Source organism: Kyrpidia tusciae DSM 2912, assembly GCF_000092905.1.
GTDB lineage: Bacteria > Bacillota > Bacilli > Kyrpidiales > Kyrpidiaceae > Kyrpidia > Kyrpidia tusciae.
On sequence record NC_014098.1, the window covers coordinates 2,302,212 to 2,317,073 of the forward strand.

Genomic DNA, 14,862 nt, shown 5'->3' on the forward strand with positions numbered 1-14,862 from the left:
CTTCGCAGAAGGCCAAAAGCTGTATTCAACCTCCTATAGTTTGATCATAAGATACAAACATATGTTTGTCAATTGGTTGGATCCCGGCAGCCATTGATCCCGCGAGAAAATCAGTGGTACAATGACGGCGATCGAACCTGTCGACTTACCGACCAATTAAATGTGCGGGCTGACAGGACGGGGGGAGACCATTGTTGGAACTCCTGGGCGGCATACATATCGGGCCATTGTTCCTGCCTTATCGGCTTGTCGGCCTCATCCTCGCCGTCCTCGCCGGAGCCTGGGCGATGCGGCGGGGGCCGTGGATCGATCCCGAGGCGCGGACTCCCCGGGACCGAAGTGTGGACGAAATGGCCCTTACCGCATATTGGAACGCGGTCGTAGTAGGACTTCTCGGTTATCGCTTCGCTGGCCTGCTCCTCACCCCCGCCGCGTGGTGGGACGAGCCGGGGCGCGCCCTGCTTTCCGCCCCGCCTTCCGGAAGCGTATGGGTAGCCGGCGTGCTGGCCGGCGCCGCTCTTGTCCTGACGGCGCTCAGACAAAGAATATCTATGGAGGCCGTTTTGGATCGGATCCTGCCGTCTCTGCTCCTCTCCGGGGCTTTTTACAGCTTTTTCGCCCTCGACGTGGGAACCGCCACCACCTTGCCATGGGGCCTGCCCCTGGGAGACACCAGCCACCACCCCGTCAACATCTACCGGGCCATCCTCTTACTAACGGCCTTTTTCATCGTGTGGATAGCTGTATCTCGACAGCGAACCCGACCGGCGCCCTCTCCCGGCGTCCGCACTTTGCGTCCCTCCGGCCTCGCGGTTTTCCTTCTCGGAGCCGCCCTTCTCACAGCCGGTTACGCCGATCGCCCCGGCCCTCTCTATTTGGGATTGCGCCCAGACCAATGGGGCAGTGTCGCTTGTGTGGTCTTCGGCGCCCTGTGTATCTCCCGGATGCAAAAAGCCTAGATCAAACCTTTCAACATGTAAAGACCCATCGCAATGAGCAGACCACCGCCGATCAACTCCGCCCGCCACCCCCATCGGGATCCGGCCCTATATCCTAGCGCAAAGCCCGTGCGGGCGGCACCCCAAGCGGTGATCCCCAGAACCGGGATCACGGCCCACGCCAAAACCCCCGTAAAACTGAGGGCCATCGCCGCCGTAAAGGCATCGATGCTCGCAGCTAATGCCAGTGCCACCATAGGCCCCGACAACGCCCAGCGCTCATGGCGGTGCCTCCACCCTTGAGAGATGGTGTGCGCGCCAAGCAGGAAAAATGCAATCATGCCAACGGGGAGGATGAGATCGCCAAATCGTCCGTGCAGGCGCCGACCGAGCTCCAGCCCCAGGGCCGGTAGAAAAATGTGAAACATTGTGACGGCCAGTTCGAATCGCCCTCGTTCGCGCCGCGATACCCCTTGCAGCCCGAGTTTAAGGCTCACCGCGAAAACATCGGCAGCTAGTGCCACGGCCATGAGAGCGGTCTCGCTGTACACGATGGCGGGCGAGACGAGAATCTCTTCCAACATCGGGCACCTCTTTCCTTACATTTCCTGTCTGTTTCGCCCTCCCTCGTCCGCCCCCGCTCACCGAAATTGAAACCATCTGAGAACCATCCTCCGGACAACCACCTTTTCCACGTCTATGCCCAAACCAAACCGGCCAGAACCAGACCTCCACCGGGTCGGAACCCTCTCTCCGCCCTCCGCTTGCCCAAGCTGGAAAACATTTTTCCCGGCATAATCTGCGAGAAAAAGGCAGATTGTTCATACATATCGCAAAGACGTCATCACAATTTTGTTCCGTTCGAACCGGCCCATCGTGACTTGGGAACAACGGCCGTGTCACCAGCCGGAGCAAAAACTCTGCCTCCCCGGATCCGTGGGGCGAAGGCGATTTTTTGTGGAAAGGCGACGGTTCGAGACCGGAAAGGCCTAGCGCCGAACCTCTGTGACCAGGGCCTGCCTCATGGCATCCACCACGCGATCGACGCGAAACCGGGCCACCGACTCTTGAACCACTTCGGGGCTTGGCAGAATCCCGGGATCCCGGACGATCCGCTGCAGGATCTCCGCCAGTTGCTGAATCTCCCCCACGGGATACAGCCAACCGTTGACGCCGGGCTTAACGATATCTCTCGGCCCGACGGGACAATCCGAACTGACGCAGGGAATGCCGTGGGCCATGGCCTCGGCGAGCACCATCCCAAACCCCTCATATGCCGAGGTCAACACCAGCGCCGATGCGGCCGCCAAGGCACTCCAAGGATCGCTGACCCACCCCGTCCAGCGGATCCGGGAATCGATGCCAAGATCCCGGGCAAACGCAACCAAGGTCTCCTTCTCATCGCCGTCTCCGATCACCACGGCCTGCCAATCCCCATCCACCGCGGCCAAGGCCCGAAGAAAATCCGCCACCCGTTTTTGCCCTTCCACCATCAGCCTGCCCACGTAGACAAAAGTCGCCGTTGTCGGCCGGGGAACGACACGCCTGGCCGGCGGAACGGGATTATAAATCAAGTAGATCGGGTGCCTCCCATCAACCCGTTCAATTTGCCGGGCCATGTCCGAACTGATGGCGAGGTGAAAATCCGCTGTCTTAAGAATAAAATTTTGCCGCATGGTCGTCAGGGAAAAATGAAGCCACGATGCGACGGGAATCCGGCGGAAACGGAGCAAGGAGAAAAGCCTGGCCCACACCAGCGCCTTTTTATCCAAGGCGACGACTGCGTCGGGGTCCCACCTCGCCAGACGAAAAAAACCGCGGACGAGCTTCGCAATCTTCCTCCCCGGCCCCACCCCTGTTAGCTCACCCGGAAAGTCGGTCAACCAAGACCGGTCTTTAAGGTCGCCGAACAGCAGCAAGTGTGTGGCATCCCCGCGCCCCTCAAGGGCTCGGATCACCGTCCCGGTCACATTCTCGATCCCGCCCCGCCCCGATAAGGCAAAATAAACAACAAAAGCCACTCGCATGTCGATTCCCTCCAGATAAAGACAACATTGCCAGTCAGGGCAGGTGGAGCGGCGACCCTTCCTTGGCTCCGCCGCTTTCCTGGCGATGAGCCAAGTGATATCGCAGCACCCCCGGAGCGAGCCGCAGGAAGGACACAATGACCCTGGGGTTTTTCAGCGCCTCGGCCAAGGCGAGGTGAATCTTTTTCTCCTTGAGAGGTTGGACAACTCGGTAGTAGTCCACCAGCTGCCGGGCATGACTCGCGCGATCTGACAAAGCCCGGTAGACCTCCCGCTCCCTTGACCGGTCCACCTTGGCGAGCAGCTCCACGGCAATGTCATAGACCTGCTGGTGAAGAGGAATTTTATCATGAACCAGAGATTCCCCGCGATTTCGATAGTAGTAGTACGCCTCCGGGACCAACCACATGGAAGCCCCTCGCCGCAACCACGTGAACAAAAACACAAAATCCTCGCCAAAACGCAGCGCTTCTGGGTATCGAACCCCCGATTCAACCAGCCGTTGTCGATGCATGAAGGGTTTCACGAGCCCAAGGTCCCACCGGATAAATGGCTCTAACGTGACCCGGCCCTCAGTCGGCGGTAGGCCCCGCTCCCGGAACAACGTGGTCCACGGAAGCTCCGCCCCGTCCTCAATAAAATAGAGGTCATCACAGACAAGATCGGCTTTCTCCCGCGCGGCGGTTTCGTACAGCCGCGCCAAACGGTCCTCCGCCCACCAATCGTCCCCGTCCAAAACGGCGATCCACTCCCCCCGGGACTCTGCGATGGCCCGGTTGCGGCTGAAAGACGGCCCCTTGTTCCCTTCGTTGACAAACAGGCGGACGCGGGGGTCGGCGTGGGCCTTCACCCGGGCCACGGTATCATCTGTCGAGGCGTCATCCACCACCAAAACTTCCAGATCCCCCAGCGTCTGCCCAAGGGCGGAACGAAGGGCCCCTTCGATATACCGCCCCACATTGTACGTGGGGATGATCACCGAAACCAAAGGTTTCATTGCGCTCCCCCTTCTGTCTGCCGCCCCGGGTGAACCGCCACTCGGGCTCGGCGGTCACCCGCGAAAACGGCGACGGAACCGCCTCCATTATAGTGAGGCGCGGACAAGCAGGCAATGCCGCCGTCCTGTTGCGCATTCCGTTCACCGTCGTGACCCCCACCTATCCCCGTTTGCGCCAGCGCACCACCATAAACCCGGCCCCAGCTTCATCTTGGGACACCCTTCGCCTCATTTCCAGAGACCAGGCCGAAGCCTCGTCTGTGAATTCCCTTGGGCTGACATACAGTCCGAACCGCACCTGCTCCGGTATACAGGGACCGATTTCCACGGCCTCTTCATAAGAGAAAAACCGTGCGCCGTGATAGACACTGGTGGCATCTTCCCGCCCTCGTTTTGAGTATTGTTCCGCCCAGGGGCCCAATTTTGCAATAAACCCCACCACCAATCGCCCGCCCGGTTTAACAACCCGGTAGGCCTCGTGCAATGCCGCCTTCGGATCGGCGACAAACTCGAGAGTCACATTTGACAGCGCCAGATCAAAGCTGTCCGGCTGAAACGGCAGATGGGTGATATCCGCCCGGATAAAGGGCACGCGCCCATCCCCTTTGCGCCGGGCGACTTCCAGCATTTCTTCCGATAAATCGACCCCGCTCACCGATAACCCGAGCTCGTGCAGCCAATAGGTGTACGAACCTGTGCCGCACCCCAGGTCGACGGCCGATTCGCCGGCCCGGGGCCGCGCCATTTCTCCGATGAGGCTGCGTTCCACCGCATCGACAAAATGTCCCAGGGGCGTGCGGCAAAAGTCATCGTAGGATTCAGCCTTCTGATCAAACAGCGTCATCTCGCCACACCCGTTTCGACGTCTCTCAACCACAACGCCGCCACGAAACCCGAGGCGATGACGAGTCCCCCTACAATGCCCATCGACGTGGAGATACCCAGAGCATCGGCCAAGAGGCCGGACACGAGGGCACCGACCGCGTAGCCAAAATCCCTCCAGAACCGATACACCCCCAGCGCCGAAGCCCGCCACTCCGCTTCGGAATGATCGGCCACAGCAGCGAGCAAGGTCGGATAGACCATCGCGGTCCCGATGCCGAGCAATATGGAGCCGACGGACCAGAGAGCGAACCCCTGAGTAAACACGATCCACAGAATCGCCCCGCCCTGAATGAGCATCCCCAGGATGATCAACCAGGTGCGTCCGAACCGGTCGCTCAAAGGTCCCGTCGCCAATTGCAGCAGTCCCCAGGTCCCGGGGTACAAGGCGACAATCGTCCCCACCGCCGCGATGTCCAAGAAATGAGCATTGAGAAACAACGGGAGCAGTCCCCATATCATGCCGTCCTTAAAATTGGTCATGAACCCGGCCTGACTGGCGCTGAGGAGCGGTTTGTTTTGCCAAGTCGCAATCGCAAAGGCGCGCCCGAGGGGGAGGGAAGACCCCGCCACAGTCTTGGATAGGGTGGTGGTATCCTTCACCAGGAAGCTTGACAACAAGAGCCCGGCCAGGGCATAAGCGACACCCAAGTAAAAAGGCTGTGGCCGCACCCCGTACACCGCAGCTACATATCCGGACACCAGGGCCGTGATGGAAATGGCGGAATACCCGGCAAACTCGTTGAGGCCGAGGACCAAGCCCCGAAACCGAGGACCGGCCAAATCGATTTTCATGTTCACCGTCATGGACCAAGTGAAGCCCTGATTGATGCCAAGAAGGACGTTGGCAAAAATCACCCAGCCCCAGTTCGAGGCAAACATGACTAGGAAGGGCACAGGCAGACCGACCACCCACCCGGCGACCAAAAGCCGTTTCCGACCAAAAAGATCCGCGATGCGGCCGGCAAACAGGTTGGACAGAGCCTTGACGACGCCAAAACTGATAATAAAGGCGACGGCCGCGCTTTTGCCCGCAATCCCGAAATCCTGTTGCGCAACCAACGGCAAGACGGTCCGCTCAAGACCGACCATGCCTCCGACGAATAGATTGACAATCACGAGGAGCGCGATTTGCACCCAACGACTTCGCAAGAGACCGAGGCCCCCCACCCCCCGCACCTCCCTTTCGGTTGACGCTTATTGACCGGCATTGGCGCGTCGGATCCGTTCGTAATCGGATGGTTTGGGAGGTACATCCCGGGTCATGAAAGCGATAAACTCTTCCAATGAACGAGGCTGGAGAGCAACGTTGAAGCGACGTTCGAACCCGATGGTGGACACCGGTTTACCGCTCAGATTACGCCCACAGACCGAACCCGAGTAGGCTCCGGGATAGACCTCAATATGATCTTCCAATTTCATGAGCTTGCCGAATAGGCTCTCGTACAGGTCTCTGGCTCCTTCCTCCAAACTGGAAGCCAATTCCGTACGCCCTGCATCGCCAACCATTAACGTGTGCCCGGTGAGTACAAACCATGGGGCATCGGCGCGGCGAAGACCAGAGACGAGGAGTGAAATGTGTTCCGGCGTATGGCCCGGCGTATACAGAATTTGGATTTTCGTATTGCCCGCGAATAGGACATCCCCATCATCCACAGGATCAAACCTGTAGTTTGCATCGGCGGAGCGGTGCAACACATACTTCGCGCCGGTTCGTTCCGCCAATCGCCGGCCCCCCGAAATGTGGTCGGCATGAATATGGGTATCAAAGACGTAGCGGATATTCAGCCCGATTCGCTCGGCCTCCTGGATATAAAACTCGACGTCATCCACCGGATCGACAACGGCGCCCTGACTTTCACTGCCGCAGCCGAACAGGTAGGATGCAGCAACCGGGTCCTGATGCAGGTATTGTCGAAAAATCATCTTACAATCCTCCCTCCGGAAACTGACGTGGCTCTTCGCCACTCCCGAACGCCCTGTTCCACTCGGACCGCCCGGTAGCCGTGACGCCGCAGAATTTGTACCGCTTCAGCAGCAAAGAGGCAATAGCGCCCTCGGCAATAGGCCACGATCTGCTTGTCTTTCGGCAACTTGGCCATGGTTTGCTCCAACTCCTCAATGGGGATCGACCAAGCTCCGGGGATATGGTCGAATTCGTATTCATCCCGCGGCCGAACATCGATGAGCACCACATCGGAGTCTTTCATCAAGACGCTGAGTTGATCTGCAGTTAGCGGCATGTGTGAATCCAATGGTTGAATCCAGGTCTCTCGTTCGGTTTCTATAGCGCGATATAACCACTCACCGAGCTCCTGGACTTTCAAGAGGAGATCCATAATGCGATCGTCGGCAAGTTGGTACACGGAATAGTTACCCCGTTTATAAAATTTCACGAGGCGCGCATCCAACAGTGTCTGAAGATGCTGAGAAACGTTGGCGAGACTCTGCTGGGTTTCCCGGGCCAGCGCCTCCACCGACTTCGGTCCCTGGGAGAGCAAGTCGAGAAGTTCCATTCGCCGTGGGTTTCCCATGGCCTTCCCCAGTCTCGCGAGTTCGGCGTATACGGCTTCCTTAAACGGCCTTGAGTTCGCAGCCATTCCTATCCCCCTCCTCGACGGCACCCAAAATATTCCCACTATGAGGCGCACCGATCCTTGCACGACGCCAGACGCCGACTCGACAGAAACGGATCATGTGTCCAGCAACTCTCAAGCAACTCCATCCCGAAGACCCGCCGTAAGAACTACATGTATTCAATTGTTTTGTTGATTAATATATCCCTTGTATGCCTCGGTGTCAATGCCGGCTATTATGGGGGAAATTTGAAAGTACCCAGGCATAGCAAAGCCCCGCAGGTGGTTACCTGCGGGGCTTGCGGGAACGCGCCCGGCAACGTCCTACTCTCCCAGGGCCCGGCGGCCCAAGTACCATCGGCGCTGGAGGACTTCACTTCTGTGTTCGGGATGGGAACAGGTGTTTCCCCTCCGCTCTCGTCACCCGACCCTCGTTCCCTCAAAACCGAAAAGCCACCACAGCGCAAGAAAGCCTCGACCGATTCGTATCCGTCCGCTTCACGCCTCGCGGCGCTTCCACGCCGGACCGATCTACCTCGTCTTCTCCAAGGGGTCTTACCACCTTACGGTGTGGGAAACCTCATCTTGAGGCGGGCTTCGCGCTTAGATGCATTCAGCGCTTCTCCCTCCCCGACTTGGCTACCCAGCGATGCGCCTGGCGGCACAACTGGGACACCAGCGGTCGGTCCATCCCGGTCCTCTCGTACTAAGGACAGCCCCTCTCAAGTTTCCTCCGCCCGCGGCAGATAGGGACCGAACTGTCTCACGACGTTCTGAACCCAGCTCGCGTACCGCTTTCATGGGCGAACAGCCCAACCCTTGGGACCGACTTCAGCCCCAGGATGCGATGAGCCGACATCGAGGTGCCAAACCTCCCCGTCGATGTGGACTCTTGGGGGAGATCAGCCTGTTATCCCCGGGGTAGCTTTTATCCGTTGAGCGACGGCCCTTCCACTCAGTGCCGCCGGATCACTAAGCCCGACTTTCGTCCCTGCTCGAGACGTCCCTCTCGCAGTCAAGCTCCCTTGTGCCTTTGCACTCGCCGCGCGATGTCCATCCGCGCTGAGGGAACCTTTGGGCGCCTCCGTTACCTTTTGGGAGGCGACCGCCCCAGTCAAACTGCCCACCTGACACTGTCCCCCGACCGGTTCACGGCCGCAGGTTAGAAGATCAATCCGCCAAGGGTGGTATCCCAACGTCGGCTCCCCCCGGGCTGGCGCCCGGAGTTCCCTGCCTCCCACCTATCCTGTACATGACCGACCCATCTCCCATATCAGGCTACAGTCAAGCTCCACGGGGTCTTTCCGTCTAGCCGCGGGTACCCTGCATCTTCACAGGGACTACAATTTCACCGGGTCTCTCGTTGAGACAGCGCCCAAGTCGTTACGCCTTTCGTGCGGGTCGGAACTTACCCGACAAGGAATTTCGCTACCTTAGGACCGTTATAGTTACGGCCGCCGTTTACTGGGGCTTCGGTTCAGGGCTCTCACCCTTCCCCTTAACCTTCCAGCACCGGGCAGGCGTCAGCCCCTATACTTCGCCTTCCGGCTTCGCAGAGACCTGTGTTTTTGCTAAACAGTCGCTTGGGCCTCTCCTCTGCGGCTCCCTCGGGCTCCCTCCCCACCGGCCCATGGCTTTCGCCCAGGCCGGTGGGGACCCCTCACCCTACCGGAGCGCCCCTTCTCCCGAAGTTACGGGGCCATTTTGCCGAGTTCCTTAACGAGAGTTCTCCCGGTCGCCTTCGGATCCTCTCCGTGCCAACCTGTGTCGGTTTCCGGTACGGGCACCCAGGTCCTCGCTAGAGGCTTTTCTCGCCAGTGTGAACCCAGGGACTTCGGTACTCATCTTCCCTCCCCATCACGGCTCAGGCTTCCCGCCACGCGGATTTCCCTGCGTGACCCCCTCGCCGCTTGGACGGCCTCTTCCAGCCGGCCGCTCCCCTGTCCTCCTGTGTCCCCCCTTCGCTCAAACGGACCTCGGTGGTACGGGATTCTCCACCCGTTGCCCTTCGCCTACGCCTTTCGGCCTCGGCTTAGGTCCCGACTAACCCTGGGCGGACGAACCTTCCCCAGGAACCCTTCGGCTTTCGGCGGACAGGATTCTCACCTGTCTTTCGTTACTCATACCGGCATTCTCACTTCCCGCACGTCCACACGCCCTCCCGGTCGTGCTTCCCCCACGCGGGAACGCTCCCCTACCACAGTCTCCTGTCCGAGGCTTCGGTCGCGGGTTTGAGCCCCGTTTCATTTTCGGCGCAGCCGCACTCGACCAGTGAGCTATTACGCACTCTTTCAATGATGGCTGCTTCTAAGCCAACATCCTGGTTGTCTTCGCACGGCCACTTCCTTTCCCACTTAACCCGCCCTTGGGGACCTTAGCCGTCGGTCTGGGCTGTTTCCCTCTCGACCGCGGATCTTATCACTCGCAGTCTCACTGCACGGCATCCGACGACGGCATTCGGAGTTCGACTCGGCTCGGTAACCCTCGCGGGCCCCTCCCCCAATCGGTGCTCTACCGCCCCCGCCTTCACCGCCGCACGCTCGCCCTCAAGCGATTTCGGGGAGAACCAGCTATCTCCGGGTTCGATTGGCATTTCACCCCTACCCCCAACTCATCCTATGGTTTTTCAACACCAACAGGTTCGGGCCTCCATGGCGTTTCACCGCCACTTCACCCTGGTCAGGGGTAGATCACCCGGTTTCGGGTCTGCCGCATGAAACTCTCGCCCTCTTCAGACGCGCTTTCGCTTCGGCTCCGGCCCTGAAGGCCTTAACCTCGCTTCATACGGCCGCTCGCCGGTTCATTCTACAAAAGGCACGCCGTCAGGCTTAACGTCGCCCTCCGACTGCTTGTCGGCACACGGTTTCAGGTCCTCTTTCACTCCCCTCCCGGGGTGCTTTTCACCTTTCCCTCACGGTACTCTCCGCTATCGGTCGCTGGGGAGTATTTAGCCTTGGGAGGTGGTCCTCCCGGATTCAAGCGGGATTCCTCGTGCCCCGCCCTACTCGGGGTCCGCCCCGGAGCCCGGTCGGTTTCGGATACGGGGCTCTCACCCTCTCCGGCGGGCCTTCCCAGACCCTTCTCCTACCCACCCGGTTTCTCACTCCCTACGGGACGCCCCTCGACCCCGGCCCCCTAAAAGACCGGTTTAGGCTTCTCCCCGTTCGCTCGCCGCTACTTGGGGAATCGCGGTTGCTTTCTTCTCCTCGGGGTACTGAGATGTTTCAGTTCCCCCGGTCTGCCCTCGACGACCTATGCATTCAGCCGCCGATGCCGCCTCTCCCAGACGGCGGGTTCCCCCATTCGGACACCCCCGGATCCCAGCCTGCTTACGGCTCCCCGGGGCGTTTCGGCGTTCGCCCCGTCCTTCTTCGGCTCCCAGCGCCTAGGCATCCACCGTGCGCCTTTCCTACTTTCTCTCGCTGCGTGGCTTTTCAGTTCTCAAGGAACAAGTGCATCGATCTCGCGACGCAGTATTTATCATCGCACATAGCGACAAGAATGTCAACAACAAAAACGAACAAAGAGAGAGTGCAAGGGGTGCACTCTCTCGGCTTACGTGTGCCCGTCAAGAAGAGAAGGCGATTAAAAAAGGAAAACCAGCAACGTCCCGAGGGTTTGTTCGACTACACCGGTCAAAACGCCCACCAATCCGAGTACCGAGCTGATCATAGGCTCCCCCCTGCTCCTTCTTTCTTCCGCAACCGGCTGCGTCTTCATTATAAGCGCCGCAACGCTGAAAAACATTGACAGAACCAGGCCAACCGTGTGAAAAGTCCTTGCCAAGCGGTGATCATCATATAGCAAAAAACCACTCCGGCGAGTGGTCCTTCGACTCTTCCCCTTTAACCGTTGCCTTCCGTGGTGGAGGCAAGCGGATTCGAACCGCTGACCTCCTGCTTGCAAGGCAGGCGCTCTCCCACTGAGCTATGCCCCCACATGGTGGGCCTAAGTGGACTTGAACCACTGACCTCACGATTATCAGTCGTGCGCTCTGGCCAACTGAGCTATAGGCCCGCTGTACCCCCGGAGCTCCTCGCTCCCTCAGAATCAAACAGTACGCCCACTCCAACCCCTTCGCCTTGCCTTGCTCCCTAGAAAGGAGGTGATCCAGCCGCACCTTCCGATACGGCTACCTTGTTACGACTTCACCCCAATCATCGACCCCACCTTCGGCGGCTGGCCCCTTCCGGTTGCCTCACCGACTTCGGGTGTTGCCGACTCTCGTGGTGTGACGGGCGGTGTGTACAAGGCCCGGGAACGGATTCACCGCGGCATGCTGATCCGCGATTACTAGCGATTCCGCCTTCATGCAGGCGAGTTGCAGCCTGCAATCCGAACTACGAACGGCTTTCAGGGATTCGCTCCAGGTCGCCCCTTCGCCCCCCGTTGTACCGCCCATTGTAGCACGTGTGTAGCCCAGGACATATGGGGCATGATGATTTGACGTCATCCCCGCCTTCCTCCGGCTCCTCGCCGGCAGTCCCCTGTGAGTGCCCACCCAGAGTGCTGGCAACACAGAGCAAGGGTTGCGCTCGTTGCGGGACTTAACCCAACATCTCACGACACGAGCTGACGACAACCATGCACCACCTGTCTCCTCTGTCCCAAACGGGAACCCCCCATCTCTGAAGGTGTCAGAGGGTCAAGCCCTGGTAAGGTTCTTCGCGTTGCTTCGAATTAAACCACATGCTCCACCGCTTGTGCGGGCCCCCGTCAATTCCTTTGAGTTTCAGCCTTGCGGCCGTACTCCCCAGGCGGAGTGCTTATTGGGTTTCCTTCGGCACGGATGGGCATCCCCACCCACACCTAGCACTCATCGTTTACGGCGTGGACTACCAGGGTATCTAATCCTGTTCGCTCCCCACGCTTTCGCGCCTCAGCGTCAGGCGTCGTCCAGCAAGGCGCCTTCGCCACCGGTATTCCTCCTGATCTCTACGCATTTCACCGCTACACCAGGAATTCCCCTTGCCTCTCCGACCCTCAAGCCATGCCGTATCCGAGGCCCCTCAGCGGTTGAGCCGCTGCCTTTCACCTCGGACGTGCATCGCCGCCTGCGCGCCCTTTACGCCCAGTGATTCCGGACAACGCTCGCCCCCTACGTCTTACCGCGGCTGCTGGCACGTAGTTTGCCGGGGCTTCCTCCTTGGGTACCGTCCCTCACCGGGTCCCCCCGGTGCCCTCGTCCCCAAAGCCAGAGGTTTACAACCCGAAGGCCTTCGTCCCTCACGCGGCGTCGCTCCGTCAGGCTTTCGCCCATTGCGGAAGATTCCCTACTGCTGCCTCCCGTAGGAGTCTGGGCCGTGTCTCAGTCCCAGTGTGGCCGTCCACCCTCTCAGGCCGGCTACGCATCGTCGCCTTGGTGAGCCGTTACCCCACCAACCAGCTAATGCGACGCGGGCCCACCCGACAGCGGGTTTCCCCTTTCCCGCCAAGAGCATGCGCCCCCGGCGCCTATCCGGAATTAGCGCCCGTTTCCAGGCGTTGTCCCGGTCTGTCGGACAGGTTGCCCACGCGTTCCTCACCCGTCCGCCGCTGATCTCCCCGGGGCAAGCCCCGGGGAGACCCGCTCGACTTGCATGTATTAGGCACGCCGCCAGCGTTCGTCCTGAGCCAGGATCAAACTCTCCGTGAAAAGATTCATCCGGGCTTGAAGTGGCGTACTGTTTGATTCTCAAGGATCGAGGTGCCGCCACGTCGGCAACATGATTCATTCTATCATCCAAACGCTGTTTGTGCAACAGGAAAATGGCTCCGTGAGTCACCCTCCAGCGCTTTCTCCCCGACACCAGCCTTGGCCGAGGCGAAGTTAATCATAACAAACGCGGCTCCCTTCTGTCAATGCCCCGCAACGGCTATGGCTCCTCCTGAATGCCTCTCAGAGGTGTCCACCGTCTTATGGTTGGCCCCCGCCCAGCGCTTCGCCCACGCTCGTTTTCGTCTTTGATCTTTGATTTTGATAGAGAAAAAGAGCCGGCACTATGGTCAGCCAACCGAACACCACCGCCGCGAAAAAGGCATCGTGAAACGCGAGAACGGACGCCGCCTGCTCCACCGATTGAACCAAAAGGGACATCATCAACTGCTGGGCCTCCCCCGCCGAATGGCCCAGGCTCTGCAAAGAAACCCCGATCTGATTCCACGCTTGCTCCGCGGGAGATCCCAAGGTGATGGTCTCGGCATATCGGGTCACGTACACGGGCTGCTTCTCCTGAAGAATGGTTGTCAACATCGAAACCCCCAGCGCACTGCCGATCTGCCGGACGAGGTTGAGAAATGCCGAACCCTGATTCACCAGAGCGTCGGGGAGGGTACTGTAGGCGAGGGTGACGGCCGGCATGATGCCCAGTCCCAGGCCGCAGCCGACCACGGCCAGATGTTGCTTCAGAATCTGGAGGTCGGTCCCGATTTCGAGACTTGTCAAAGGCATCATCCCTGCGGTCATGACCACCACGCCGGCGATGGTCAACCACGTGGCGCCCACTCGGGGGAGAAGCAGGGCGCTGATCGGGACCAGCAGGGCTGCTCCCAGCACTTCGGGAATCAGGGCCAGTCCGGTATCGACAGGTCCCATATTCCGCAATTGTTGCAGAAACAAGGGGACTAAGTACAGACTTCCAAAGAGACTCATCATGAGAAAAAAGGTCACGACGGTGGCGGACGTGTAAATGCGGTGGCGGAAGAGGCGCAGATCCAACAGTGGTTCCGAGACGGTTGCCTCCACCCACACAAAGAGGGTGAGGCAGGAAACGGAAAGGAAAAACAGACCGACAATGGACGCAGAGCCCCATCCCTCGTCCGGACCGTTGCTGATGGCAAGCAGCAGGCTCGAAAACCCGATGCCCGACAGAATGAATCCGGGCGTGTCAAGTTTTCTGTGCATCGTTTCAAATTCTGTCAGGACAACCCACGCGGCGATCACGGCCGGTATGCCGACGGGAATGTTCAGCCAAAAAATCCATTCCCAGCTGACATGTTCGACCAGGTATCCCCCCAACACGGGTCCGACAGCCGGAGCGATCAACAGGGGAATGCCCATCAAGCCCATGGCCAACGGCAATTCCTCTTTAGCGAAGACTTTCTGGACAATGGACAACGACAAGGGCATAATCATGCCTCCGCCCACCGCCTGAACAACGCGAAAAGCGATCAACGACTCAATGCTCCACGATTCGGCGCACAACGCGGACCCCAGAATAAACACGATCAGACTTACAATGTACATTTTCTTCATACCGCGGGTTTCGGCCAAATAAGCGGTCACCGGTTCCACCAGCCCAATGGTCATCATGTACGCGGTAACCACGTATTGGACCAAGTGAATATCGGCGCCGAATTGGTTCATGATATCCGGTATCGCGACTTCCACAATGGTCATATCCAGCAAATCCAACGACAATCCCAGGACCACCACCACGAGCACGAGCCATTTCTGCAACGCA

General features: G+C 59.3%; 9 protein-coding genes, 2 tRNA genes and 3 rRNA genes. 1 reads left to right on the plus strand and 13 read right to left on the minus strand.

Going from position 1 to position 14,862, the window contains the following annotated elements; genetic code table 11:
* Positions 1-191 precede the first annotated feature (191 nt).
* On the plus strand, positions 192-959 hold the full coding sequence (locus tag BTUS_RS11440) for a prolipoprotein diacylglyceryl transferase family protein (RefSeq protein WP_041304205.1): 768 nt from the start codon (positions 192-194) through the stop codon (positions 957-959).
* On the opposite strand, the gene BTUS_RS11445 is transcribed toward BTUS_RS11440, so the two are convergent.
* The 13 genes from BTUS_RS11445 to BTUS_RS11510 form a co-directional block, all read right to left on the minus strand.
* Positions 956-1,522: a manganese efflux pump MntP gene (locus tag BTUS_RS11445; RefSeq protein ID WP_013076235.1), complete on the minus strand. Its 567-nt coding sequence runs from the start codon at positions 1,520-1,522 to the stop codon at positions 956-958. The two genes, BTUS_RS11440 and BTUS_RS11445, sit on opposite strands and share 4 nt — an antisense overlap.
* Before the next feature lie 405 nt (positions 1,523-1,927).
* On the minus strand, positions 1,928-2,965 hold the full coding sequence (locus tag BTUS_RS11450) for a glycosyltransferase (protein ID WP_013076236.1): 1,038 nt from the start codon (positions 2,963-2,965) through the stop codon (positions 1,928-1,930).
* Between the two features lie 34 nt (positions 2,966-2,999).
* Positions 3,000-3,962, minus strand: a complete 963-nt coding sequence (locus BTUS_RS11455; RefSeq protein ID WP_013076237.1) for a glycosyltransferase family 2 protein — start codon at positions 3,960-3,962, stop codon at positions 3,000-3,002.
* Between the two features lie 160 nt (positions 3,963-4,122).
* The gene (locus BTUS_RS11460; protein WP_013076238.1) at positions 4,123-4,806 is read right to left on the minus strand and encodes a class I SAM-dependent methyltransferase; all 684 of its coding nucleotides are present in this window, start codon (positions 4,804-4,806) and stop codon (positions 4,123-4,125) included.
* Positions 4,803-6,014, minus strand: coding sequence for an MFS transporter (locus BTUS_RS11465; protein WP_013076239.1), 1,212 nt, complete (start codon positions 6,012-6,014; stop codon positions 4,803-4,805). Before BTUS_RS11465 ends, BTUS_RS11460 begins: the two co-directional genes overlap by 4 nt.
* Before the next feature lie 27 nt (positions 6,015-6,041).
* On the minus strand, positions 6,042-6,770 hold the full coding sequence (locus BTUS_RS11470) for an MBL fold metallo-hydrolase (protein ID WP_013076240.1): 729 nt from the start codon (positions 6,768-6,770) through the stop codon (positions 6,042-6,044).
* A complete protein-coding gene (locus BTUS_RS11475; protein ID WP_013076241.1) occupies positions 6,767-7,444 on the minus strand; it encodes an ArsR/SmtB family transcription factor in 678 nt (225 codons plus the stop codon). The genes BTUS_RS11470 and BTUS_RS11475 overlap by 4 nt, the downstream gene beginning before the upstream one ends.
* Before the next feature lie 287 nt (positions 7,445-7,731).
* Positions 7,732-7,848: ribosomal RNA gene (gene rrf / locus BTUS_RS11480) — 5S ribosomal RNA — on the minus strand.
* Between the two features lie 34 nt (positions 7,849-7,882).
* A 23S ribosomal RNA gene (locus BTUS_RS11485) occupies positions 7,883-10,840 on the minus strand.
* Between the two features lie 442 nt (positions 10,841-11,282).
* Positions 11,283-11,357 (minus strand) — tRNA-Ala (locus tag BTUS_RS11495).
* A gap of 3 nt (positions 11,358-11,360) precedes the next feature.
* Positions 11,361-11,437, minus strand: a tRNA-Ile gene (locus BTUS_RS11500).
* A gap of 81 nt (positions 11,438-11,518) precedes the next feature.
* Positions 11,519-13,055 (minus strand): 16S ribosomal RNA (locus BTUS_RS11505).
* The 16S, 23S and 5S rRNA genes sit together here with 2 tRNA genes alongside, the layout of an rRNA operon.
* Before the next feature lie 261 nt (positions 13,056-13,316).
* Positions 13,317-14,858, minus strand: a complete 1,542-nt coding sequence (locus tag BTUS_RS11510) for a DHA2 family efflux MFS transporter permease subunit (RefSeq protein WP_013076242.1) — start codon at positions 14,856-14,858, stop codon at positions 13,317-13,319.
* Positions 14,859-14,862: the final 4 nt, after the last annotated feature.